The 22,120-nt window shown below is 72.8% G+C and carries 21 protein-coding genes; 5 read left to right on the top strand and 16 right to left on the bottom strand.

Annotated elements, in window-relative coordinates:
- Window positions 1-2: 2 nt before the first annotated feature.
- The 4 genes from ACFPM7_RS18980 to gltB form a co-directional block, all read right to left on the bottom strand.
- Entirely contained in the window at window positions 3-1,229 is a 1,227-nt protein-coding gene (locus ACFPM7_RS18980) for a PPE domain-containing protein (protein ID WP_378248987.1), read from the bottom strand.
- A gap of 4 nt (window positions 1,230-1,233) precedes the next feature.
- The gene (locus ACFPM7_RS18985) at window positions 1,234-1,566 is read right to left on the bottom strand and encodes a hypothetical protein (protein ID WP_378248988.1); all 333 of its coding nucleotides are present in this window, start codon (window positions 1,564-1,566) and stop codon (window positions 1,234-1,236) included.
- Between the two features lie 252 nt (window positions 1,567-1,818).
- Window positions 1,819-3,312 (bottom strand): glutamate synthase subunit beta, encoded by a 1,494-nt coding sequence (locus tag ACFPM7_RS18990; RefSeq protein WP_378248989.1) that lies wholly within the window; start codon window positions 3,310-3,312, stop codon window positions 1,819-1,821.
- A complete protein-coding gene (gltB, locus tag ACFPM7_RS18995; RefSeq protein WP_378248990.1) occupies window positions 3,305-7,828 on the bottom strand; it encodes a glutamate synthase large subunit in 4,524 nt (1,507 codons plus the stop codon). Before gltB ends, ACFPM7_RS18990 begins: the two co-directional genes overlap by 8 nt.
- 229 nt (window positions 7,829-8,057) lie before the next feature.
- On the opposite strand from gltB, the gene ACFPM7_RS19000 reads away from it, so the two are divergent.
- The gene (locus tag ACFPM7_RS19000) at window positions 8,058-8,621 is read left to right on the top strand and encodes a hypothetical protein (protein WP_378248991.1); all 564 of its coding nucleotides are present in this window, start codon (window positions 8,058-8,060) and stop codon (window positions 8,619-8,621) included.
- Here ACFPM7_RS19000 and ACFPM7_RS19005 read toward each other — a convergent pair.
- The 7 genes from ACFPM7_RS19005 to ACFPM7_RS19035 form a co-directional block, all read right to left on the bottom strand.
- The gene (locus tag ACFPM7_RS19005) at window positions 8,618-9,373 is read right to left on the bottom strand and encodes an SAM-dependent methyltransferase (RefSeq protein WP_378248992.1); all 756 of its coding nucleotides are present in this window, start codon (window positions 9,371-9,373) and stop codon (window positions 8,618-8,620) included. The genes ACFPM7_RS19000 and ACFPM7_RS19005 overlap by 4 nt on opposite strands.
- 48 nt (window positions 9,374-9,421) lie before the next feature.
- Window positions 9,422-10,498: a prolipoprotein diacylglyceryl transferase gene (gene lgt / locus ACFPM7_RS19010; RefSeq protein ID WP_378248993.1), complete on the bottom strand. Its 1,077-nt coding sequence runs from the start codon at window positions 10,496-10,498 to the stop codon at window positions 9,422-9,424.
- Between the two features lie 196 nt (window positions 10,499-10,694).
- Entirely contained in the window at window positions 10,695-11,486 is a 792-nt protein-coding gene (gene trpA / locus ACFPM7_RS19015) for a tryptophan synthase subunit alpha (protein WP_378248994.1), read from the bottom strand.
- Window positions 11,483-12,754 (bottom strand): tryptophan synthase subunit beta, encoded by a 1,272-nt coding sequence (gene trpB / locus ACFPM7_RS19020; protein WP_378249219.1) that lies wholly within the window; start codon window positions 12,752-12,754, stop codon window positions 11,483-11,485. Before trpB ends, trpA begins: the two co-directional genes overlap by 4 nt.
- A gap of 38 nt (window positions 12,755-12,792) precedes the next feature.
- A complete protein-coding gene (gene trpC / locus ACFPM7_RS19025) occupies window positions 12,793-13,602 on the bottom strand; it encodes an indole-3-glycerol phosphate synthase TrpC (RefSeq protein ID WP_378248995.1) in 810 nt (269 codons plus the stop codon).
- A 113-nt stretch (window positions 13,603-13,715) separates the two neighbouring features.
- Complete coding sequence (locus ACFPM7_RS19030; RefSeq protein WP_378248996.1) at window positions 13,716-14,252, bottom strand: Trp biosynthesis-associated membrane protein; 537 nt, start codon at window positions 14,250-14,252, stop codon at window positions 13,716-13,718.
- Window positions 14,245-15,801, bottom strand: a complete 1,557-nt coding sequence (locus ACFPM7_RS19035; protein WP_378248997.1) for an anthranilate synthase component I — start codon at window positions 15,799-15,801, stop codon at window positions 14,245-14,247. Before ACFPM7_RS19035 ends, ACFPM7_RS19030 begins: the two co-directional genes overlap by 8 nt.
- A gap of 151 nt (window positions 15,802-15,952) precedes the next feature.
- Here ACFPM7_RS19035 and ACFPM7_RS19040 point away from each other — a divergent pair, with 151 nt between their 5' ends.
- On the top strand, window positions 15,953-16,492 hold the full coding sequence (locus ACFPM7_RS19040) for a TetR/AcrR family transcriptional regulator (protein ID WP_378249220.1): 540 nt from the start codon (window positions 15,953-15,955) through the stop codon (window positions 16,490-16,492).
- Here the strand turns inward: ACFPM7_RS19040 and hisI are convergent.
- From hisI to ACFPM7_RS19065, 5 genes are all read right to left on the bottom strand, one after another.
- Window positions 16,489-16,863: a phosphoribosyl-AMP cyclohydrolase gene (hisI, locus tag ACFPM7_RS19045; RefSeq protein ID WP_378248998.1), complete on the bottom strand. Its 375-nt coding sequence runs from the start codon at window positions 16,861-16,863 to the stop codon at window positions 16,489-16,491. The genes ACFPM7_RS19040 and hisI overlap by 4 nt on opposite strands.
- Entirely contained in the window at window positions 16,860-17,204 is a 345-nt protein-coding gene (locus ACFPM7_RS19050; protein WP_378248999.1) for a hypothetical protein, read from the bottom strand. The genes hisI and ACFPM7_RS19050 overlap by 4 nt, the downstream gene beginning before the upstream one ends.
- Complete coding sequence (hisF, locus tag ACFPM7_RS19055; RefSeq protein ID WP_378249000.1) at window positions 17,201-17,962, bottom strand: imidazole glycerol phosphate synthase subunit HisF; 762 nt, start codon at window positions 17,960-17,962, stop codon at window positions 17,201-17,203. Before hisF ends, ACFPM7_RS19050 begins: the two co-directional genes overlap by 4 nt.
- 16 nt (window positions 17,963-17,978) lie before the next feature.
- Window positions 17,979-18,503: a hypothetical protein gene (locus tag ACFPM7_RS19060; RefSeq protein WP_378249001.1), complete on the bottom strand. Its 525-nt coding sequence runs from the start codon at window positions 18,501-18,503 to the stop codon at window positions 17,979-17,981.
- Window positions 18,504-18,576: 73 nt separating this feature from the next.
- Window positions 18,577-19,158 carry a helix-turn-helix domain-containing protein gene (locus ACFPM7_RS19065; protein WP_378249002.1) on the bottom strand — a complete coding sequence of 194 codons (582 nt, stop codon included), beginning with the start codon at window positions 19,156-19,158 and terminating at the stop codon, window positions 18,577-18,579.
- 65 nt (window positions 19,159-19,223) lie between these two features.
- Here ACFPM7_RS19065 and ACFPM7_RS19070 point away from each other — a divergent pair, with 65 nt between their 5' ends.
- The 3 genes from ACFPM7_RS19070 to ACFPM7_RS19080 are packed head-to-tail and all read left to right on the top strand — an operon-like array spanning window position 19,224 to window position 22,035.
- Window positions 19,224-20,165: an NAD(P)/FAD-dependent oxidoreductase gene (locus ACFPM7_RS19070; RefSeq protein WP_378249003.1), complete on the top strand. Its 942-nt coding sequence runs from the start codon at window positions 19,224-19,226 to the stop codon at window positions 20,163-20,165.
- 42 nt (window positions 20,166-20,207) lie between these two features.
- A complete protein-coding gene (locus tag ACFPM7_RS19075; protein ID WP_378249004.1) occupies window positions 20,208-20,792 on the top strand; it encodes a hypothetical protein in 585 nt (194 codons plus the stop codon).
- A 43-nt stretch (window positions 20,793-20,835) separates the two neighbouring features.
- Window positions 20,836-22,035 carry an ImmA/IrrE family metallo-endopeptidase gene (locus ACFPM7_RS19080; protein ID WP_378249005.1) on the top strand — a complete coding sequence of 400 codons (1,200 nt, stop codon included), beginning with the start codon at window positions 20,836-20,838 and terminating at the stop codon, window positions 22,033-22,035.
- The last annotated feature ends 85 nt before the right edge of the window (window positions 22,036-22,120 follow it).

The raw sequence follows: 22,120 nt of genomic DNA on the forward strand, positions 1-22,120 counted from the left end.
CCTCAGCCCCCGAGCGAACCGGAGTCCATGACCCGCATGCCGGTCGACGGGTCGACCGCCTTGCGGTCGAGTTGGAACAGGGCGTCATCAGCTCTGGTCAGCTCGTCGAGGTGCTCTCCGTCGTCGTCCCCCTCCGACCGCGACCGCGACGACCCCGCAGGCGGGACCGCGCCGACTGCCCTGCCTTGGCCTGCCGGGGCCGCGCTCGTCGGCGCGCCTGACCCGGACCGGGACTCCACCCCCGGCCGCTGACCGGACGCGGGCGGACCACCCGTACCGCCGGCGCCACCTCTCGCATGCGGACCTCCGGCGTACGGACCGCTGACGACGGGACTTCCTCCTGCTGGACCGGAGCCGCCACCACCGACCCGCGGTGTCGCGGCAGCCGCGTGACCGGGTGCCCGACTGGCGACCGCGGAGGGCGTTGTCCCGGCCGGGACTGGCGGCACGACACCGATCCCGCCCTGCGAGGGCGGGTGCGCGGAAGCTTGCCCCTGCGGCGTCCAGGCGGGCGTCACCGGTCCCGACCCACCACCGCCGCCGTACGCGGCCACCACCGTGTGCCCTGGATCGGGGCTGTATCCCCGGTCGTCGCGCTCAGGTGGCGGCGGCGGTGAATCGGCGTCGAACTGCTCGACATGCCCGTAGTGCAGCTTGAGCCGCTGCGTCGCGCTTTCGACCGAGCTCGCGTAGCTGTTGTACTTCTCCAGGTTCTCAGTGGCTTTCGCGTTGTACTCGGAGATCGCCGCCTCGGTGTCGGTCTGCCACGGCGTGACGATGTCCCACAGCGACTTGTCCGGCGGATGAGGGGGCATGTCCTCCACGGACCGTTTCAGGGCGTCGAACTCCCCGGCGACGCCCGTGAGGTTCTTCGCGTTCTCCTCATAGGACTCCGACGCCTGCTCGGAGACCTTGATCATCCGCATGATGCGCCGCAGCGCGAGCGCCGCCGCGTCGCCCTGCCACCCGGCACCGACGTCCTCCAACAGTTGGGTGGCTTGGCCAACCGCGTCCACATGCCCGGCTGCGAGGACGTTCGAGGCGGACGCGGCGATGTGCCACCCCTCGGAACTCCCCTCCCGCACGGCCTGGATGACGTCGGGGATGGGCATGGCCTGCTCGCCGTACTCCCCCCGGGACAGGCGCGCGATGACGCCGTTCGGGTCGGCGCCCGCTCTGATGGCGAGCGGGATGATGACCGCCGCCACGGGCAGTGCCAGGATTCCCACGCGCCTACTCCGCCACGTTCCGGCCCGGGCGGGCCACCAGACCGGTGTTGTGGTCCTCGGTGCGCCGCACGTGCCGCGCGCTGGCCGCCAGATTGGCGCCGAACACCTCGGCCTGCCCGCGTTCGAGCGCGACGTGGTTCGCGCCGTTGCTGTAGGCGCCCGCGTGGACGGCGTTGTTGTACGCGACGCTGGCCGGGTCGCGCACCCGCGCGCCGCGGAGGGCGTCCAGCCCGCGGCCCGCCTCTTCGGTCAGGTCCGACAGGTCCGCCCCGATCCGGGAGATCCGCTGGATCGCCTGCTCGACCCGATCCGCGGTGAAGGACATCCCGTCGCTCAAGGCGCACTCCCCACTGCTCTGCCCGTGGTCGACCTCAGCGCCGAGAACACCAGCGCCGCCGACAAGTGGGCCGAAATCGTCGCACGGCCATTCGGGGTATCCAACCCGCGCCGCGCAGTGTTACCCCGATGGAGCCCGCGTGCCGCCCGTTCGGCCCAACAGAAAACCCCGACGCACCTCGAAGATGAGCATGGCTCGCCATGATCTCGTTGGCGCGCAGGGGAAACGGACCACCAGCGTGGAACGGTGGTGTCACACCACCGACAGCGGCAGTGCCGTCGGGTGGACCGGGGCGGGCAGGTCGGAGGAGCCGGTCAGGTAGGCGTCGACGGCGTGGGCGGCTGAGCGGCCTTCGGCGATGGCCCACACCACCAGGGAGGAGCCGCGGTGGGCGTCGCCGCAGACGAACACCCCGGGGGACGTCGTCTGCCAGTCCGGGCCGCAGGAGAGGGTGCCGCGGGGGGTGTGGGTCAGGGACAGGTCGTCGAGCAGGGGCATGGCTTCCACGCCGGTGAAGCCGACGGCCAAGAGGATGAGATCGGCGGGCAGGGTGTGGGTCTCGTCGGTCATCGGGACGACCGAGCGCAGGCCGGTGACCGGGTCCTTGCGGACGCTCACCTCGCGCAGGCGGACCGAGGAAACCGCCGTGGTGCCCTCGAATTCCTCGACCGCCACGGCGAAGCGGCGTTCGCCCGCTTCCTCGTGGGCGGGGTAGGTGCGCAGGACGACGGGCCAGGTGGGCCACGGGGATCGGGTGTCGTCGCGGACCTCGGGGGGACGGGGGTACTGGTCGAGCTGGGTGACCGACGCCGCGCCCTGGCGGACGGCCGTGCCGTAGCAGTCGGCTCCGGTGTCGCCGCCGCCGATGATGACCACGTGCTTGCCGTGGGCGTCGATGGCCGGGGGGCCGTCGCCCTCGTCGGCGCGGTTGGCGGCGATGAGGTGGTCCATGGCCAGGTGGATGCCGGGCAGGTCGCGGCCGGGGACGTCGGTGACGTCGCGGGCCTGTAGGGCGCCGACGGCCAGGACGACGGCGTCGTGGTCGGCGCGCAGGGTCGAGACCGGCAGGGACGGGCCGCCGACTTCGCAGCCGGTGACGAAGCGGGTGCCCTCGGCGCGCAGTTGGGCCAGCCGCCGGTCCAGGGAGCGCTTCTCCAGCTTGAACGACGGGATGCCGTAGCGGAGCAGGCCGCCGAGGCGGTCGTCGCGTTCGTAGACGGTGACGTCGTGGCCGGCGCGGGTCAGCTGTTGGGCGGCGGCCAGGCCCGCCGGGCCGGAGCCGACCACCGCGACCCGCCGGCCGGAGGCCACAGTGGACACCCGGGGCACGGTGATGCCCTTCTCCCAGGAGAAGTCCGCGATCGCGTTCTCCACCCGCTTGATCGCGACCGGGCCGCCGGACTCCGGCGAGATGGACAGCACGCAGGCCGCTTCGCACGGGGCCGGGCACAGTCTGCCGGTGAACTCGGGGAAGTTGTTCGTCGCGTGCAGGCGGTGGCTGGCGGCGTGCCAGTCGCCGCGGCGGACGAGGTCGTTCCACTCGGGGATGAGGTTGCCCAGCGGGCAGCCCGCCGTCCCCGAGTGGCAGAACGGGATGCCGCAGTCCATGCAGCGGGTCGCCTGCGCGCGGACCTCGCCCGCGGTGTCCGGGCCGTAGACCTCGCGCCAGTCGGCGGCGCGCTCGGCGGCCGGGCGCTTGGGGATGTCGGCCCTGGTGAACCGCAGGAAGCCGTCGGGGTCAGCCACGGGACGCCTCCATGATCGCGGTGTCGATGTCGCGGCCCTCGGCCCTGGCCAGCCGCATGGCGGCCAGGACGCGCTGGTAGTCCCGCGGCATGACCTTGGTGAAGCCCGCCGAGCGGCGGGTCCAGTCGCCCAGCAGGGACGCGGCGACGGGCGAGCCGGTCAGCTCGCCGTGGCGGGCCACGACCTCGCGCAGCGCGCGCAGGTCGTCGCCGGTGGGGCGCTGGAGGTCGACCATGTCCTGGTTGACGTCCAGCGGGTCGAGGTCCAGGACGTAGGCCACCCCGCCGGACATGCCCGCCGCCAGGTTGCGGCCGGTCGGCCCGAGGACGACGGCCACGCCGCCGGTCATGTACTCGAAAGCGTGGTCGCCCACGCCCTCGGCCACGATCGTCGCCCCGGAGTTGCGCACCCCGAAGCGCTCCCCCACCCGGCCGCGCAGGAACACCTGGCCGGAGGTCGCCCCGTAGGCGATGACGTTGCCCGCGATGACCTGCCGCTCAGCGGCGAAGGTCGCGCTCGGGTGCGGCCGCACCACGACGCGCCCGCCGGAGAGCCCCTTGCCGACGTAGTCGTTCGCGTCGCCCACCAGGTCGATGGTGATCCCGCGCGGCAGGAACGCGCCGAGGGACTGCCCCGCCGAGCCGGTCAGCGTGAGGTGGATTGTGCCCTCGGGCAGGCCGTCGCCGCCGAAGCGGCGGGTGACCTCGGCCCCCAGCAGGGTGCCGACGGTGCGGTTGACGTTGCGCACCGGCAGGTCCAGGCGCACCGGGTGGGCGTCCTCCAGCGCGGCCTCGGCCAGCTGCACGATGGTGCGGTCCAGGGCTTCGGCGAGGCCGTGGTCCTGGGCGCGGACGCGTCGCCTGCACGACCCGTAGGGCGCTTCGGGCACCGCGAAGACCGGGGTGAGGTCCAGGCCGGAGGCCTTCCAGTGCCCGACGGCGCGGTCGGTGTCGAGCAGCTCGGCGCGGCCGATCGCCTCGTCCAGGGTGCGCAGGCCGAGCGAGGCCAGGATCTCGCGCACCTCCTGGGCGACGAACCGGAAGTAGTTGACCACGTGGTCGGCCTGCCCGGTGTAGCGCTTGCGCAGGTCCGGCGACTGGGTGGCGACGCCGACCGGGCAGGTGTCGAGGTGGCAGACGCGCATCATCACGCACCCGGCGACGATCAGCGGCGCGGTCGCGAACCCGTACTCCTCCGCGCCCAGCAGCGCCGCGACCACGACGTCGCGCCCGGTCTTCAGCGCGCCGTCGACCTGCACGGTGATGCGGTCGCGCAGGCCGTTGAGGACCAGCGTCTGCTGCGCCTCGGCGAGTCCGATCTCCCACGGCGTGCCCGCGTGCTTGAGCGAGTTCAGCGGCGAGGCGCCCGTGCCGCCGTCGTGCCCGGAGATCAGCACGACGTCGGCGTGCGCCTTGGACACCCCGGCCGCGACCGTGCCGACGCCCAGTTCGGAGACCAGCTTGACGTGCACGCGGGCGTGCTCGTTGGCGTTCTTCAGGTCGTGGATGAGCTGGGCGAGGTCCTCGATGGAGTAGATGTCGTGGTGCGGCGGCGGGGAGATCAGCCCGACGCCGGGCGTGGAGTGCCGGGTGCGCGCGATCCACGGGTAGACCTTGTTCGGCGGCAGCTGCCCGCCCTCGCCGGGCTTGGCGCCCTGGGCCATCTTGATCTGGATGTCGTCGGCGTTGACCAGGTACTCGCTGGTGACGCCGAAGCGCCCGGACGCGACCTGCTTGATCGCCGAGCGCCGCTCGGGGTCGTAGAGGCGTTCGGGGTCCTCGCCGCCCTCGCCGGTGTTGGACCGGCCGCCGATGCGGTTCATCGCGATGGCCAGCGTCTCGTGCGCCTCGGCGGAGATGGAGCCGTAGGACATCGCGCCGGTGGTGAACCGGGTGAGGATCGCCTCGACCGGCTCGACCTCCTCGACCGGGATGGGCTCGCGGTCGCCGGTGAGCGCGAACAGCCCGCGCAGCGCGCCGCCCTCGCGGTTGAGCCGCTCGACCTCCTCGGTGTAGCGGCGGTAGACGTCCTCGCGGCCGGTCTTGGTGGCGTGCTGGAGCAGGAACACCGTCTCCGGGGTGAACAGGTGCAGCTCGCCCTCGCGGCGGTAGGCGTACTCGCCGCCGATCTCCAGCCTGCGGTGCTCGCGGTCGGTGGGGTTGTCCGGGTGGGCGCGGCGGTGCCGGGCGCGGGCCTCGGCGGCGACGACGTCCAGTCCGACTCCGTCCAGCTTGGACACCGTGCCGGTGAAGTACTCGTCCAGCACCGACTGCGCCAGGCCGAACGCCTCGAACACCTGCGCGGCGGTGTAGGCGCCGACGGTCGAGATGCCCATCTTGCTCATGATCTTGAGCACGCCCTTGACCAGGGCGGAGACGTAGTTGCGCACCGCCGCGCGCGGCTCGACGCCGGTGATCGCGCCCTGGGTGATCAGGTCCTCGATCGTCTCGAACGCCAGGTACGGGTTGACCGCCGCGGCGCCGTAGCCCAGCAGCAGCGCGATGTGGTGCACCTCGCGGGCGTCGCCGCTCTCCACCACCAGCGCCACCCGCAGCCGCTCCTTGGTGCGCACCAGGTGGTGGTGCACCGCTGAGACGAGCAGCAGCGACGGGATCGGCGCCATCCGGTGGTCGGAGTCGCGGTCGGAGAGCACCAGCGTCCGCGCACCCGCCTCGATGGCCTCCGAGGCCTCCCTGCGCACCCGGGCGACCGCGTCGGCGAGCGCCTGCCCGCCGCCGTCCACCTCGTACAGTCCGGAGAGGACGGTGCAGGCGTAGCCGGGGAGGTCGCCGTCGTCGTTGACGTGGATGAGCTTGGCCAGCTCGTCGTTGTCGATGACCGGGTACGGCAGCTGGATGTGCCTGCACGAGGCCGGGCCGGGGTCCAGCAGGTTCTGCTCGGGGCCCATGATGCGCTGCACGCTGGTGACGATCTCCTCGCGGATCGCGTCCAGCGGCGGGTTCGTCACCTGGGCGAAGTTCTGCTTGAAGTAGTCGTAGAGCAGCCGCGAGCGCTGCGAGAGCGCCGCGGGCGGGGTGTCGGTGCCCATCGAGCCGATCGGCTCGGCCCCGCCGACGGCCATCGGCGTCAGCAGGATCTTCAGCTCCTCCTCGGTGTAGCCGAAGGTCTGCTGGCGGCGCACCACCGAGTCGTGGGACTGCACGACGTGCTCGCGGTCGGGCAGGTCGGCGATCGTCAGCAGACCCGCGTGCAGCCACTCCTCGTAGGGCAGCTCGGCGGCGAGCCCGGCCTTGACCTCGTCGTCGTCCACGATCACGCCCGCGGCGGTGTCGACCAGGAACATCCGGCCCGGCTGGAGCCTGCCCTTGGCGAGCACCCGGTCGGGCGGCACGTCCAGCACGCCGGACTCGCTGGCCAGCACCACGCGGTCGTCGGCCAGGTGCCACCAGCGCGCCGGGCGCAGGCCGTTGCGGTCGAGCACCGCGCCGACCAGGGTGCCGTCGGTGAAGGTGACGCAGGCCGGGCCGTCCCACGGCTCCATCAGGCTCGCGTGGAACTGGTAGAAGGCGCGCCGCGCCGGGTCCATCGCGGCGTGGTTCTCCCACGCCTCCGGGATCATCATCAGCACCGCGTGCGGCAGCGACCGGCCGCCCAGGTGCAGCAGCTCCAGCACCTCGTCGAAAGACGCCGAGTCCGAGCCGTCCGGATCGACCACCGGGAACAGCCGGGTCAGGTCGCCCGCGACGAGGTCGGTGGCCAGCAGCGCCTCGCGGGCGCGCATGCGGTTGCGGTTGCCGCGGACGGTGTTGATCTCGCCGTTGTGGGCGACGTAGCGGAACGGGTGCGCCAGCGGCCACGACGGGAACGTGTTGGTGGAGAAGCGCGAGTGGACCAGGGCGATCGCGCTGACGAAGCGCTCGTCGCGCAGGTCGGGGAAGAACGCGGGCACCTGCGCGGTGGTCAGCATTCCCTTGTAGACGACGGTGCGGCTCGACAGCGACGGGAAGTACGTGCCGCAGCCCGCGGTGCGGCTCTCCCGCTCGGCGCGCTTGCGCAGCGCGTAGACCTGCCGGTCGAGGTCGAGACCGTGGCCGTCGCCGCTGACGAACAGCATCGCGAAGTGCGGCATGACCGCGCGCGCCGTCGGGCCGACCTCGGCGCCGTCGGGGTCGACGGGGACGTCCCGCCAGCCCAGCACGGTCAGGCCCTCCTCGTCGGCGATGCGGTGGACGAGGTCCTTGGCCTTGGCCTGGTCGTCGGCGGGCAGGAACGCGATGCCCGCCGCGTAGTGGCCGGGCTCGGGCAGGGCGAAGTCCACCTCGGCGCGCAGCAGCGCGTCGGGCAGCTGGGCCAGGATGCCCGCGCCGTCGCCGCTGGTCGGCTCGGCGCCCGCGGCCCCGCGGTGCTCCAGGTTGGCCAGAGCGGTGAGCGCGTCGGCCACGATGCCGTGCGAGCGTCTGCCGCGCACGTCCGCCACCATGGCGACGCCGCAGGCGTCGCGCTCGGCCGACGGGTCGTAGAGGCCCTGCGGGCGCGGTAGGGCGGAGAAGATCATCGCGTTGACCCCCTTGGCGTCTCGCGCTCAGGAACGTGATGGCTGGCTGTCACGGCTGGGCACGGGACGGCGACGGCCCGCGTGTCGTCTGAGCCTAACAGCACGGAAACTCACTGGATACCAGCGGAACGGGGTTCTGGGTGACGGTCTCGCCCCGTGCGGCCCAGCATAACCGGTGATCACCGGCGTTCGCCTCCCGCGCGGGCGTCCGGTGCAGCACACTGGGGGCATGCTGAAGCAGCGACTGGGGGTCGCGACAGCGGCGCTGATCGGGGCACTGGCCATCGTGGGGGCGGTCTGGCTCTTCGGCGGCCAGGAAGACGTCCGGGCGGGCGACGGGCCGCCGAGCACACCCGCGTCGAGCACTCCCACGTCGAGTACCCCCACGTCGAGCACCCCGCTCCCCGGTCCGCCCGAGGCCCGCGTCCCCGGCGACGGGCCGCCCAACCACGCGGACAACCGCGGCCACCTCCAGCCCAGGGACATCACGCCCGAGCAGGAGAAGGCGCTGGGAGTCGTCGCGAAGGACGTCGAGGGAGCGCTGCGCGCCCTGCCCGCGGCGTCCCGGGTCTCCCCCGACGCCGTGCGGGCCGCGCTGGCCGGGCTCGGCTACGGCCCCGACCGGGCCGACGTCGTCGCGCGGCCGGACACCGTCTCCGGGCGCGAGCGCGTCGTGTACGGCGTCTCCGCCGAGGGCGGCTGCGTCAGCGGCGGGGTGTGGGCCGACTCGGTGCAGGCGGTCGTCGGCGGGCCGGTCGCGGAGTGGGGCTGTCTGCCCCCGGACACCCACTAGACGCGGGCCACGAGCAGCGGGAAGGCGAACGTGCGCCCGGCGTCGGCGTCGAGCATCCCGACGGTCTCGACCGACATCTTGCGCACGAACTCGCTGGCGGAGTGCTCAGCGCAGGCCAGAGACCAGGTGCGCCAGTTCTCCACGGCGCCCTTGGCCTCCGTGACCGAGACGACCTCGACCTGGCCGGGGCGCGTCCAGTGCGACCGCCACCAGTCGGCGCTGTGGAAGACGGCGAAGTCGGACTCCCAGTAGGGCAGCAGCCACTCCGGCGGGGCGTCGATCTCCTGCTGCAGGCCGGGCACGGCGATGCCGACGTAGCCGCCCTTGCGCACGAACGGGGCCAGGTAGGACAGGTAGAGGGCGTCGGTGCCGTAGTACTGGTAGGAGTCGACGCTGATCGCGGCGTCGAAGAAGCCCTTGGCGAACTTGAGGTCGTGGGCCTCGGCGTGCAGGGGGAACACCCGGTCGTCCACCCCGGCCTCGGTGAAGCGGCGCAGGTTCTCCGACGGCTTGACCCACAGGTCGCAGGCGAAGACCTGCACCCCGTACTCGCGGGCCAGGAACACCGAGGTCAGGCCCTGGCCGCAGCCGAGGTCGAGCACCCGGTCGCCGGTGCGCAGGGGCAGGTCGGCGAGCAGGTCCTCCAGCAGCCACAGCGGATTCGGGCCCATGCAGCCCGCGACCATCCAGGCGGGGTCGTACCGTGCCGAGCGGGGGTGCGTGGGGAGGCGCAGGGAGTCGAGATCGATCATGTCCCGCAGCCTGCCGGGTGGGGTACCCGGCCGCATCCGGAACCGGCGTCAGTCACGCTTTTCGGCGGTGCCTTCGCCGGTGCTCGCCTCGGCCTTGTCGACCGGCTCGGCCTCGGGCTTGTCGGCAGGCTGGTCGTCGGCCTTGTTGTCGGTCTTGTTGTCGGTCTTGTTGTCGTCGGCCTTGTCGGCCTCGTCGGCGTCGGGCTTCTCGGTGGTGTCCGGGGTGCCCTCGTGCGCGGCCCTGAGGGCGGCGAGGTCTTCCCGCTCGCCCTTCTTGCGGGCGAGGACGTAGTAGGCGATCGCGCCGAGGAAGAGCAGCCCCGAGGTCCACACGTTGACGCGCACGCCCAGCACGAGGGTCGCCTCGTCGGTGCGCATCAGCTCGATCCAGGTGCGGCCGAGGGTGTAGCCGGCGACGTAGAGGGCGAACGCGCGGCCGTGGCCGAGGCGGTAGCGGCGGTCGGCCCAGACGACCAGGACGGCGACGAGGAGGTTCCAGAGCAGCTCGTAGAGGAACGTCGGGTGCACCGGGCTGCCGTCGATGAGCGTGTGGTCGATGGCGACGCCGTTGAGCGGGTCCTCGATGCCCTGCTCGTTGACCCGCCGGTAGAGCTCCAGACCCCACGGGAGGTCGGTCGGCCCGCCGTAGAGCTCCTGGTTGAACCAGTTCCCGAGCCGCCCGATCGCCTGCGCGACCACGATGCCCGGCGCGATGGCGTCGGCGAAGGCGGGCAGCGGCACCCCGCGCCGCTTGCACCCGATCCAGGCCCCGACCGCGCCGAGCGCGATCGCCCCCCAGATCCCGAGGCCGCCCTCCCAGATGCGCAGCGCGTCCAGCGGGTTCTTGCCCTCACCGAAGTACCGGTGATAGTCGGTGGCGACGTGGTAGAGCCTGCCGCCCACCAAGCCGAACGGAACCGCGAACACCGCTACGTCCAGCACGGTCCCCTGCGCCCCACCACGCGCGACGAACCGCTTCTCACCCCACCAGATCGCGATCACGATGCCTGCGATGATGCACAGCGCGTAGGCGCGCAGGGGGAGGCTGATGAACCCCAGGTCGAGTTCCCACACCCCGCGGTCGGGGCTGGGAATGGACGCCAGGACCAGGCTGGAAGCGCTCATCACGCGCTCACAGTAGTGACCGCGCGTCGAATCCCCGTGAGCAGGTCGCCTGAGCGGAGCGGCAGGTCGGTGGAGAGGCTGTCGACGTCGAGCCCGGTCACGACCGCGATGTCGGGGATCAGGAGGCGGGACGGGCAATTGAGCATGCCATGCGGGCCCACGCCGCGTGCGGGCTTTCCGTGGCGGAAACCCGTGGTCAGCCGATCGGGGTCACTGAGCGGCGGACGCCCGCGGCGAGTTCCTCGGTGAGGGTCCGGACGCCCGCGGTGCCCTCGGCGGCGCGGGTGACGTAGGCGGAGCCGACGATGACGGCGTCGGCGAAGGCCGCGACCTCGGCGGCCTGGGCTCCCGAGCGGACGCCGAGGCCGACGCCGATCGGCAGCGCCGTGTGCTCGCGGGTGCGGGCGACCAGGCTCTCGGCGTGGGTGCCGACGGTGTCGCGGGCACCGGTGACGCCCATGACGGCGGTGGCGTAGACGAAGCCGGAGGACGCCTCGACGGTCCTGGCGATGCGCTCGGGGGACGACGACGGGGCGACCAGGAAGATGCGGTCCAGGCCGTGGGCGGCGGAGGCGGCCATCCAGTCGTCGGCCTCGTCGGGGACGAGGTCGGGGGTGATGATGCCGAGGCCGCCCGCCGCCGCCAGGTCGCGGGAGAAGGCGTCGACGCCGTAGCGCAGGACCGGGTTCCAGTAGGTCATCACGACGGCCTTGCCCCCGGCCGCCGCGACCCGCTCGACCACGCCGAACAGCGACTTGAGCCGGAAGCCCGCGCTCAGCGCCGTCTCGGCGGCGGCCTGGATGGTCGGGCCGTCCATGACCGGGTCGGAGTACGGGACGCCGACCTCGACCAGGTCGCAGCCGGCGTCGACCATGGCGTTGAGCAGGTCGACCGAGCCGTCCACCGTGGGGAACCCGGCGGGCAGGTAGCCGACGAGCGCCGCCCGGTTCTCGGCTTTGACCTGTGCGAACACCGCATCCAGGCTCATCGGGACTCCCCCTGCGACGACGAATCCGCCGCGGACTCCTCGGCGAAGCCGAAGTACGTGGCGGCGGTGTCCATGTCCTTGTCGCCGCGCCCGGACAGGTTGACCACCAGCAGCCCTTCCGGACCGAGTTCGCGGCCCAGCACCAGCGCCCCGGCCAGCGCGTGCGCGGACTCGATGGCGGGGATGATCCCCTCGGTGCGCGCCAGCAGCCGGAAGGCGTCCATGGCCTCGGCGTCGGTGGCCGCGCGGTACTCGGCGCGGCCGGTGTCCTTCAGGTGCGAGTGCTCCGGGCCCACGCCGGGGTAGTCCAGGCCCGCCGAGATGGAGTAGGCCTCGATGGTCTGGCCGTCCTCGTCCTGCAGCAGGTAGGACATCGCGCCGTGCAGCACGCCGGGCGTGCCCTGCGACAGGGTCGCGCCGTGCTCGCCGGAATCCAGGCCGTGCCCGCCCGGCTCGATGCCGACCAGGCGCACGGAGGCGTCGTCGACGAAGCCGTGGAAGATCCCGATCGCGTTGGACCCGCCGCCGACGCAGGCCACGACCGCGTCCGGCAGCCTGCCCGCCTGGTCGAGGATCTGGGCGCGGGCCTCGGCGCCGATGACGCGGTGGAAGTTGCGGACCATCAGCGGGAACGGGTGCGCGCCCGCCGCGGTGCCCAGCAGGTAGTGGGTGTCGTCCACATTGGTCACCCAGTCGCGCAGCGCCTCGTTGATCGCGTCCTTGAGCGTCCGCGACCCCGAGGACACCGGGATGACCTCCGCGCCCAGCAGCCGCATCCGCGCGACGTTGAGCGCCTGGCGCTGGGTGTCGACCTCGCCCATGTACACGACGCAGTCCAGGCCCAGCAGCGCGCACGCCGTCGCCGTGGCCACGCCGTGCTGGCCCGCCCCGGTCTCGGCGATGACCCGCCGCTTGCCCATCCGCTTGGTGAGCAGCGCCTGCCCCAGCACGTTGTTGATCTTGTGCGAGCCGGTGTGGTTGAGGTCCTCGCGCTTGAGGAAGACCCGCGCGCCGCCCGCGTGCTCGGCGAAGCGCGGCACCTCGGTCAGCAGCGAGGGCCGACCGGCGTAGTCGCGCAGCAGACGGGTGAACTCGGCGACGAACTCCGGGTCCACGCGCGCTTTGTCGTACTCGGCGGCCAGCTCGTCCAGCGCGCCGATCAGCGCTTCCGGCATGTATCGGCCGCCGAAGATCCCGAAGTGGCCTTGCTGGTCCGGGTCGTGCTCGCTGTCGGCGTGCGGGTCGAACTCGGCGCCGTCGGTGTCCAGCCCGCCGTCCGGCCGGGTGTCGGCCTTGTCCGCCCCGTTCACCGGCTCGGCCTCGGGCACGCCGGGTGCGAACCGGCGGTGACCAGCTGCTGCACGGCCGCCTTCGGGTCACCGGAGGTGACCAGGCCCTCACCGACGAGCACCGCGTCGGCACCGGCGCCCGCGTAGGTCATCAGGTCGCTGGGTCCGCGCACACCCGACTCGGCGATCTTCACCGTCTCGAACGGCAGTCCGGGGGCCAACCGGCCGAACACGTCGCGGTCGACCTCCAGGGTGTGCAGGTTGCGGGCGTTGACGCCGATGATCGACGCGCCCGCCTCCAGCGCCCGGTCGGCCTCCTCGGCCGTGTGCACCTCGACCAGCGCGGCCATGCCCAGCGACTCGACCCGGTCGAGCAGGGAGGCCAGCACCGGCTGCTCCAGCGCGGCGACGATGAGCAGGACCATGTCCGCGCCGTGCGCCCGCGCCTCGTGCACCTGGTAGGGCGAGACGACGAAATCCTTGCGGAGCAGGGGGATGCCGACGGTCGCGCGGACGGAGTCGAAGTCGGCGAGCGAGCCGCCGAAGCGGCGCTGCTCGGTGAGCACGCTGATGACCCGCGCGCCCGCCGCCTCGTAGTCCTTGGCCAGCGCGGCCGGGTCGGCGATCGAGGCGAGGTCGCCCTTGGAGGGGCTGCGCCGCTTCACCTCGGCGATGACGCCGACGTCGCTGCCGCGCAGCGCGGTGAACGCGTCCCGCGCGGGCGGCGCCTTCGCGGCCAACTCCTTGATCCTGTCGAACGGGATGAGCGCCTCGCGCGCGGCGAGGTCCTCCCGAACGCCGGTGACGATGGACTCCAGGATGCTCATGCGGCACCCTCGACCGTTGACCCGCTCGTGTAATCCCTCACAAGCACTGCCCCTTCCCGCCGGTCCGATGCTAACTCCGGCCCGTCCGGGCCCCCCGAACCGGGTAGGCGCTTTCAGCTCCGCGCGTCGGTGGGATCATCTCCGTCGCTGAGAGACTGCCACAAGTCCGGCCGCGCCTTGCCGGGTTTCCCGGATTCCCCGGCTGTCCTGCTGTTCGCGGGCGCGGAGTAGCGCGATCCCATGCGCGGCATCCGGTGTCCGGTCAGCGCGACGACCACGCCCGCCAGCGCCAGCAGCGCGCCACCGGCGACGGCGGTGGCCGATCCCCAGGTCAGCGCGTCCGCCCCGACCCCGGCCCACACCGGGTACACGGCCGCAGCGGCCAGAACCACGCCGAGCGCCCGGCGCGGCGTCCCCGAGACGGCCAGCACCCCGGCCACGGCCGCCAGCGCCAGCAGCGCGACGGGCACCAGCGCGGGCGCGACCTCGGAGCCGGGCACGTCGACGGCGATGGGCACGTCGGTGCCGGGCCTGGCTTTCTCCCGCCCGCCCCAGGCCAGGGCCGAGGAACCCCAGAGCGCGCAGGCGGCGAGCGGGAGCAGCGCCACCGTGATCCACAGTGGACGCTTGGCGGGCGGCTGCTCAGCCATGCGTCGGCACGGCGGGGCGCATGGTGTCGGCGGTGGCGATCGCGGCCAGGACCGCGCCCGCCTTGTTGACGCACTCGGTGTCCTCGGCCGCGGGGTCGGAGTCGGCGACGATGCCCGCCCCGGCCTGCACGTAGGCGACACCGTCGCGGATGAGGGCGGTGCGGATGGCGATGGCGGTGTCGCCGTCGCCCGCGAAGTCCAGGTAGCCGACGACGCCGCCGTAGAGGCCGCGGCGGGTGGGCTCCAGCTCCTCGATCAGCTCCATCGCGCGCGGTTTCGGGGCGCCGGAGAGGGTGCCCGCGGGGAAGCAGGCCGCGACGGCGTCGAAGGCGGTCTTGCCGGGGGCCAGCTCGCCGGTCACGGTGGAGACGATGTGCATGACGTGGCTGTAGCGCTCGACGCGGAAGAAGTCCACGACCTGCACCGTGCCCGGCGCGCAGACGCGGCCGAGGTCGTTGCGGCCGAGGTCGACCAGCATGACGTGCTCGGCGCGCTCCTTCTCGTCGGCGAGCAGGTCCTTCTCCAGGACCTGGTCCTCCTCCGGGTCCACCCCGCGCCAGCGGGTGCCCGCGATGGGGTGGGTGGTGGCGCGGCCGTCGCGCACGGTGACCAGGGCCTCGGGGCTGGAGCCGACGATGTCGAAGCCGTCCAGGCGCAGCAGGTACATGTAGGGGCTGGGGTTGGTGGTGCGCAGGACTCGGTAGACGTCCAGCGGGTCGGCGTCGGTCTCGACCTGGAAGCGCTGCGAGAGCACCACCTGGAACACCTCGCCCGCGCGGATGGCCTCCTTGGCGGTGCGCACGGCGGACTGGAAGTCCTCGGGGGTGCGCTTGCGCTCGTAGTCGGGTTTGGGTCGAGTGAACACCGTTGCCGACGGCGGGGACGGGGTCTGCAGGGCGACGGTCATGGCGTCGAGGCGCGCGACGGCGTCGTCGTAGGCGGCGTCGACGTTGGCGGGGCTGTTGTCCCAGTTCACCGCGTTGGCGATCAGGCTGATGGTGCCCTCGTGGTGGTCCAGGGCGGCGAGGTCGGTGGCCAGGAGCATGACCAGCTCGGGCAGCTTGAGGTCGTCCTCGGTGCGCTCGGGCAGGCGCTCCAGGCGGCGCACGGCGTCGTAGCCGATGAAGCCCACCATGCCGCCGGTCAGCGGCGGCAGGCCCGGCAGCGGGTCGGTGTGCAGCAGGCGGACGGTCTCGCGCAGCGCGTCAAGGGGGTCGCCGCCCTGGGGCAGGCCGACCGGCGGCGTGCCCGTCCAGTGCGCCTCGCCCCCGGTGGCGGTCAGGGCGGCGGGGCTGCGCACGCCGACGAAGGACCACCGCGACCACGAGCGGCCGTTCTCGGCGGACTCGAACAGGAACGTCCCCGGGCGATCGCCCGCCAGCTTGCGGTACACCCCGACCGGGGTCTCCGCGTCCGCCAGCACCCGCCGCACCACCGGGATCACCCGACGATCCGCGGCCAGGGCGTGGAACTCCTCCCGGGACGGGCTCACCTCGCCCATGCCCGTCGACGCCGGGTAGCGCGGCTGCACACCGATTGCACTGACCATGCGCGCCATTCTGCCGTGCCAGGCAGCGGCGGCGGCTCTGGGCCGAATTCAACGGACGACGAGGGGTATGGGTCATCATGGTGCGGTGACGTCCGAACCAGAACGCCGCAGGGGCCGCAGGCCGGGCGGCGGCGACACCAAGGCCGCGCTGATGGCCGCCGCCCGCGCCGAGTTCAGCGTGAACGGCTACGACGGGGCCACGGTGCGCGCGATCGCCCGGCGCGCGGGGGTCGACCCGGCGATGGTCAACCACTGGTTCGGCGGCAAGGAGGGCCTGTTCGCCGAGGTCGTGCTCAAGGTCCCGTTCAACCCCCGGGAGCTGATCGCGGGCATCCTCGCAGGCGACCGCGACACGCTCGGCGAGCGGATCATCCGCACGTTCCTGACCAACTGGGACGCCCAGGAGGGCGGCGTCTTCACCGCCCTGATCCGCAGCGTCGCCTCCCACGACCAGGTGGCCGCGGCGATGCGCCAGTTCTTCATCCACCACGTCTTCGGCCAGATCACCTCGGTCCTGGTCGCCGACGACACGGCCATGCTGCGCGCCAACCTGGTGGCGAGCCAGATCATCGGCCTCGGCCTGGTCCGCTACGTCGCCCACTTCGAGCCGATCCACAAGTCCGAGGTGGAGACCCTGGTCGCCGCCGTCGGCCCCACCGTCCAGCGCTACCTGACCGGCCCGATCGACTAGGGCGCGTTCAGGCCTGGTCCTGCAGCCCCTGGCCCCAGCAGGACGTCGGTGTCGAAGCAGGTGCGGGTGCCGGTGTGGCAGGCCGGCCCCTCCTGGTCGACCACGACCAGGAGCGCGTCGCCGTCGCAGTCCAGGCGGACCTCGTGGACGCGCTGGGTGTGGCCGGAGGTCTCGCCCTTGACCCACAGCTCGCCGCGGCTGCGGGAGAAGTAGGTCGCGCGGCCGGTGGTGAGGGTCAGGCGCAGGGCCTCGTCGTTCATCCACGCGACCATCAGCACCTCGCCGGTGCCGCGCTGCTGGGCGACGGCGCAGACCAGGCCCTCGGCGTTGCGCTTGAGGCGGGCGGCGATGGTCTGGTCCAGTTCGGTCATGTGGCGGTCCCCAGGTACTCGCGGGCGGGTTTGGTCATGACGAGGACGCCCGCGTAGAGGTGCGCGGCGGCCAAGACCCCGGACAGCACGCGCAGGCCCCAGGGGGCGGGGTCCAGGACGATCAGCAGGTGGCCGAGGGCGACCACGGCGGAGACCAGGAACGCCGCCTGGCCTGCCCAGTGCCAGCGCACCCACAGCCCGGCCGCGGCGAGCACGCCGAACACCCCGGCGATGATCGGGAAGGCGAGCGCGCCGTCGCCGCGCGCGGCGCCCACGGCGATGAACACGACCGCGCCGACGAGGTAGATCCCCAGCGCGACACGGATCTCCAGCGGCCTCACCGGACCTCCACCCCGGCGCCGCGCAGGGTGTCCTTGACCTCGCCGATGCGCAGCTCGCCGAAGTGGAAGACGCTCGCCGCCAGCACCGCGTCGGCGCCCTCGGCGACCGCGGGCGGGAAGTGCTCCAGCGCGCCCGCGCCGCCGCTGGCGATCAGCGGCACGTCGACCTCGGCCCGCACCAGGCGGATCAGCTCCAGGTCGAAGCCCGCCTTGGTGCCGTCGGCGTCCATCGAGTTCAGCAGGATCTCGCCGACGCCGAGCGCCTGGCCGCGGGCGGCCCACTCGACGGCGTCGATGCCGGTGCCCTTGCGGCCGCCGTGGGTGGTGACCTCGAAGCCCGACGGAGTGCCCTCGGTGCGGCGCGCGTCGACCGACAGCACGATGCACTGGGCGCCGTAGCGGTGCGAGGCCTCGCGCAGGAACTCCGGGCGGGCGACGGCGGCGGTGTTGATGCTGACCTTGTCCGCACCCGCGCGCAGCAGCTTGTCGACGTCCTCGACCGCGCGGACGCCGCCGCCGACGGTCAGCGGGATGAACACCTGCTCGGCGGTGCGCCGCACGACGTCGTAGGTCGTCTCGCGCTCGCCGGAGGAGGCGGTGACGTCGAGGAAGGTCAGCTCGTCGGCGCCCTCGGCGTCGTAGGCGGCGGCCAGTTCGACGGGGTCGCCCGCGTCCACGAGGTCGGTGAAGTTGACCCCCTTCACCACTCGTCCCGCGTCGACGTCAAGACAGGGGATCACCCGCACAGCGACAGCCATGGCCACAGCCTACGAGTCAGGCGAGGCGGGTCTGTTCGCGGAGGAGGTCGAGCAGGCCGCGCAGGTCGCGGACGAAGGCGCGGACGGCGACGCGCAGCTCCTCCAGCGTCAGGTCGCGGTCGACCTGGGCGGACTGGCGGCCGAAGCTGCCGCGCCACCTGCTCTCCGAGCGCCTGCCGAGCACGACGGCCCTGCGCAGCATCGCGACCACGGGCGCGTTCTCCTTGGCCAGCTCCTTGCGCACCCCGACCAGCCCGACGAGCAGCCGGTGGCTCGCCGTGCCGACGCGCAGCCGCACCATGTCCTCGGCGGTGCGCAGCTCGGCCACCACGGCGTCGTCAAGGGCGAACAGCGCGCTCACCGCGTCGAGGCGGACGGCGGCGTCACCACCGGCGTCGATCGCGGCAACAGTGTTCTCCCATTCCGCGATTCCCGCGTCGACCGCGGCGATGAACCCGGCGATGGCGGGGTCGCCCCGGAAGATCCTGCGGGAGTCCTCGAAGTCGTCCAGCAGGGCGGACAGCGCGGAAGAAGCCGACATCAGACCCTCTCTCGGTCAGGCGCGGCCCAAACTAGCGATCAACCGGTTGCCCGCATACCTCTTCTCGGACGAACTATCCTGGCCGTCCGCCCTTGGCGCGGACGTGGAACCGCTCGCCCTGCGGCCCGAGCAGGCTGATGAACTCCACCGGGTGCTCGTCGGCGTTGCCGAACCAGTGCGGCAGGTGGGTGTCGAACTCGGCGACCTCGCCCGCGCCCATGACGAAGTCCTGGTCGCCGAGCACCAGGCGCAGCCGGCCATTGAGGACGTAGAGCCAGTGGTAGCCCTCGTGGGACTTCGGGTCGGGCTCGGTGCCGCGCTGGCCGTCGAGGACGAACTTGAACGCCTGCAGGCCGCCGGGGCGCCGGGTCAGCGGGACGACGGTGCCGCCCCAGCGCCGCTGCGGCCGCAGGAAGATCCGCGGGTCGCCGGTCTGCGGGGCGTCGACCAGCTCGTCGAGGGGGACCTGGTAGGCCTTGGCGAGCGGGAGCAGCAGCTCCAGGCTGGGTTTGCGCAGGCCGGACTCCAACCTGGACAGCGTGCTGACGGAGATGCCGGTGGTCTCGGCGAGCGCGGCCAGGCTCATGCCGGTGCTGCGCCGCAGGTCGCGCAGGCGGGGGCCGACGGCGTCAAGGACCGTGTCAAGGTCGTCCATGCCGTCTATTGCAGTTTCGGCAACGAAGTTTGTCAAGGCGGCACGACTGCGCGCACAGTGTCGGCATGACGCGACAGCAGTACAACGCAGTGATCATCGGTGGCGGCGCGGCGGGCCTGAGCGCCGCGGTCGCCCTGGGCCGGGCCCGGCGCTCGGTCCTGGTCGTGGACGCGGGCGAGCCCCGCAACGCCCCGGCCTCGCACATGCACGGCTTCCTCTCCCGCGACGGCATGAACCCGGCGGAGCTGCTGCGCGTGGGCAGGCTGGAGGCCGAGGGCTACGGGGTGGAAGTCCACCGCGGGCACGCCCTGTCGGTCTCCCCCGGCTCCCCCGGATGCACCGGTTTCACCGTCGAGCTGGCCGAGCGGCCCCCGGTGCGCGCCCGGCGCGTCCTGCTGGCCACCGGCCTGCGCGACGATCTGCCGGACATCCCCGGCCTGGCCGAGCGCTGGGGCAAGGACGCGCTGCACTGCCCGTACTGCCACGGCTGGGAGGTGCGCGATGAGCGCATCGCCGTCATCGGCACCAGCCACATGGCCGCCCACCACGCCCTGCTGTGGCGGCAGTGGACCCCGAACCTGACCTTCATCGCCCACTCGGCCACGCCCGACGCCGAGCAGTCCGCCCAGCTGGCCGCCCGCGGCATCTCGGTGGTCCACGCCCAGGTGGCGGGCCTGGACGTCCGCGGCGACCGCCTGACCGGGCTGCACCTGCACAACGGCGCGACCCTGCCCTTCGACGCGGTGACCGTCGGCGCCCGCTTCCACCCCGTTCTCCCCCGCATCGACGGGCTGGCCCCGGTGGACCACATGAGCGGCATGGGCACCCACGTGCCGGTCGACGCGATGGGCCGTACGGCGGTGCCGGGCATCTGGGCGGCGGGCAACCTCGCCAACCCGATGGCCAACGTCATCGCCGCCGCCGCGGAGGGCTCCTTGGCCGCCCACATGCTCAACATGGACCTGATCACCGAGGACACCGACCTGGCCGTCCGCGCCGCGAGCTGAGCGCGTTGACATGTGACATTCGCAAGAATAGTCTCACGAAGCATGTCACGTCCGAGTGACGCCGAGCTTCAGCAGCTCGACGCGATCGCCGTCGACCTCAAAGAGACGTTCGAGGAGCGCGGCCACCGCGTCGCGCTCGCCATGGCGGCTGACGACGCGTTCACGAGCGGCAACTCCCGCAGCGCGCTGATGCGCGATCTGGCGATCGACGCCGTGACCCTCTCGGCGAGCCGCAACGGGCTGCCCTTCCGCCAAGTGCTGGGCGGCGGTCACGAACTCCTGGGCCGGCAGCACACCTACCGGCTGCGCAAGGCGAGGCACGACGCCACCGGCTTCGTGATCACGGCGTCGAACGAGTCCGGTCTTGTCTCGGAGGAGGAGCCGAGCCTCTTCCCCATGGAGAAGTGGGTGCTGGGCTGGGTGCCCGACGACCTGGGCTCGGTCGCCGAGGTCTTCACCGCTGCGGTGCTCGGCATCGAGGAAGGCAGGCCGGGACGCCTCGTCCTCGGATCAGCCATCGCGCTCGGCACCCGCGACCCGATCAGCGGCGGGTTCACCCCCACCGACGAGGGCTTGGACTTCGACGACGAGCCCGAGGTCGGCACGGCGGACGACATCGGCGCCTGACAGACTGCCGACGCACGACCGTTCTTGGAGGGTGGAGTTCACCGTGGTGTCGCAGGCACTCGTGGGGCAGCGCGTCCGCAGGCTGCGGCGCGTCCTCGGCCTGGGCCAGGAGGACTTCGCCACGAAGGTCGGCATCGCCGCCGGATCGGTCTCCAAGCTGGAGAACGGCCGGATGCACCCGACCGAGGACCTCGTCGCGGCGATCGCGGACGTGCTGGGGTGCACTCCCCGGTTCCTGGAATCGACCGCGGACCTCGCCCCCACCACCCGCCCCTGGCTGCGGGCCTACGCCGACGCGCCCAAGCGGGCGGTGGACCAGGTCGTGGACGAGTGCACCACCGCGATGGAGGCGATCGTCGGGCTGGGGCTGAAGCTCCTGCCGGACACGCTGCCGCTCTACACCGGCGACCTCGACGACACCGCCGCCATCGAGGAGTTCGCGGTGGATGTCCGAGTGGCGGCCGGGTTCGCCGAGGGCGACGTCGTCGGCAACTCGGTCCGGGCGGCCGAGCGGCTCGGCTGCGTCGTCCTGCCGATGGCCGACGAACTCGGCCGCCACCTCGGGCTCTCGTTGCGCGCCAACCAGACAGGCATGATCAGCATCGGCCGGTGGACAGCCGAGGGGACGCCGGTCCCCGGCGACCGGCAGCGCTGGACCGTCGCCCACGAGATCGGGCACCTCGCCCTGCACTCCGCCCTGGGGACGCCGACCACCGCGGAGGAAGCGGGCCGGTACGAGAAGCAGGCCAACGCTTTCGCGGGCGCGTTCCTCGCCCCCGGCGACGCGATGCTCGATGAACTGGACCGGCTCGGCGGGCGGGTGACGCTGCGGACCCTCGCCCGGATCAAGGAGCAGTGGGGCGTCTCGATCAAGGCGCTGGTGACCCGGTTCCGGTCCATGGGCGTGATCGACGCCGAGCACGCGCGCAGCCTCTTCAAGCAGATCTCGGCGCGCGGCTGGAACAAGGGCGAGCCGGTGTCCGTCGGGACCGAACGGGCCATCTGGCTCACCCGTGCGGTCGAAGCCGCCCACCGCGACGCCCCGGACGCCGTCGCCGCCGCCGCCCGCGCAGTCGGGCTCGACCGCGCGCACCTGGACCGCTGGACGGACTGGTCGACGCCCGGCGCGGCGGTCCTCGCCGAGGTCGTCACCCCCGAGTTCGGCACCCGCGCGGCGTCCGCCCGCCCGCTGCCGGGCCGGGATTCCCCGGTCACGCTGCTGTCCCGGCGGCGGGTGCGCTGAGCCGCCGGTGCCGTGACCGCCTAGATGGCAACAGGGACAGCCGATCGGCGGCTTCAGCCCGGCCCGCCCGTCTGCCTACGGTCGG

This window comes from Actinokineospora guangxiensis, from assembly GCF_042657845.1.
Taxonomy (GTDB): Bacteria; Actinomycetota; Actinomycetes; order Mycobacteriales; family Pseudonocardiaceae; genus Actinokineospora; species Actinokineospora guangxiensis.

Coding starts and splice junctions, on each gene's coding strand:
- ACFPM7_RS19030 (WP_378248996.1), bottom strand. CDS start 14,252: ATGGCTGAGCAGCCGCCCGCCAAGCGTCCACTGTGGATCACGGTGGCG.
- ACFPM7_RS19075 (WP_378249004.1), top strand. CDS start 20,208: ATGTCACGTCCGAGTGACGCCGAGCTTCAGCAGCTCGACGCGATCGCC.
- hisI (WP_378248998.1), bottom strand. CDS start 16,863: ATGACCGAACTGGACCAGACCATCGCCGCCCGCCTCAAGCGCAACGCC.
- ACFPM7_RS19005 (WP_378248992.1), bottom strand. CDS start 9,373: ATGATCGATCTCGACTCCCTGCGCCTCCCCACGCACCCCCGCTCGGCA.
- ACFPM7_RS19000 (WP_378248991.1), top strand. CDS start 8,058: ATGCTGAAGCAGCGACTGGGGGTCGCGACAGCGGCGCTGATCGGGGCA.
- ACFPM7_RS19040 (WP_378249220.1), top strand. CDS start 15,953: ATGGCCGCCGCCCGCGCCGAGTTCAGCGTGAACGGCTACGACGGGGCC.
- ACFPM7_RS19065 (WP_378249002.1), bottom strand. CDS start 19,158: ATGGACGACCTTGACACGGTCCTTGACGCCGTCGGCCCCCGCCTGCGC.
- ACFPM7_RS19035 (WP_378248997.1), bottom strand. CDS start 15,801: ATGGTCAGTGCAATCGGTGTGCAGCCGCGCTACCCGGCGTCGACGGGC.
- lgt (WP_378248993.1), bottom strand. CDS start 10,498: ATGAGCGCTTCCAGCCTGGTCCTGGCGTCCATTCCCAGCCCCGACCGC.
- hisF (WP_378249000.1), bottom strand. CDS start 17,962: ATGGCTGTCGCTGTGCGGGTGATCCCCTGTCTTGACGTCGACGCGGGA.
- ACFPM7_RS19060 (WP_378249001.1), bottom strand. CDS start 18,503: ATGTCGGCTTCTTCCGCGCTGTCCGCCCTGCTGGACGACTTCGAGGAC.
- gltB (WP_378248990.1), bottom strand. CDS start 7,828: ATGATCTTCTCCGCCCTACCGCGCCCGCAGGGCCTCTACGACCCGTCG.
- trpC (WP_378248995.1), bottom strand. CDS start 13,602: ATGAGCATCCTGGAGTCCATCGTCACCGGCGTTCGGGAGGACCTCGCC.
- trpA (WP_378248994.1), bottom strand. CDS start 11,486: ATGAGCCTGGATGCGGTGTTCGCACAGGTCAAAGCCGAGAACCGGGCG.
- ACFPM7_RS19070 (WP_378249003.1), top strand. CDS start 19,224: ATGACGCGACAGCAGTACAACGCAGTGATCATCGGTGGCGGCGCGGCG.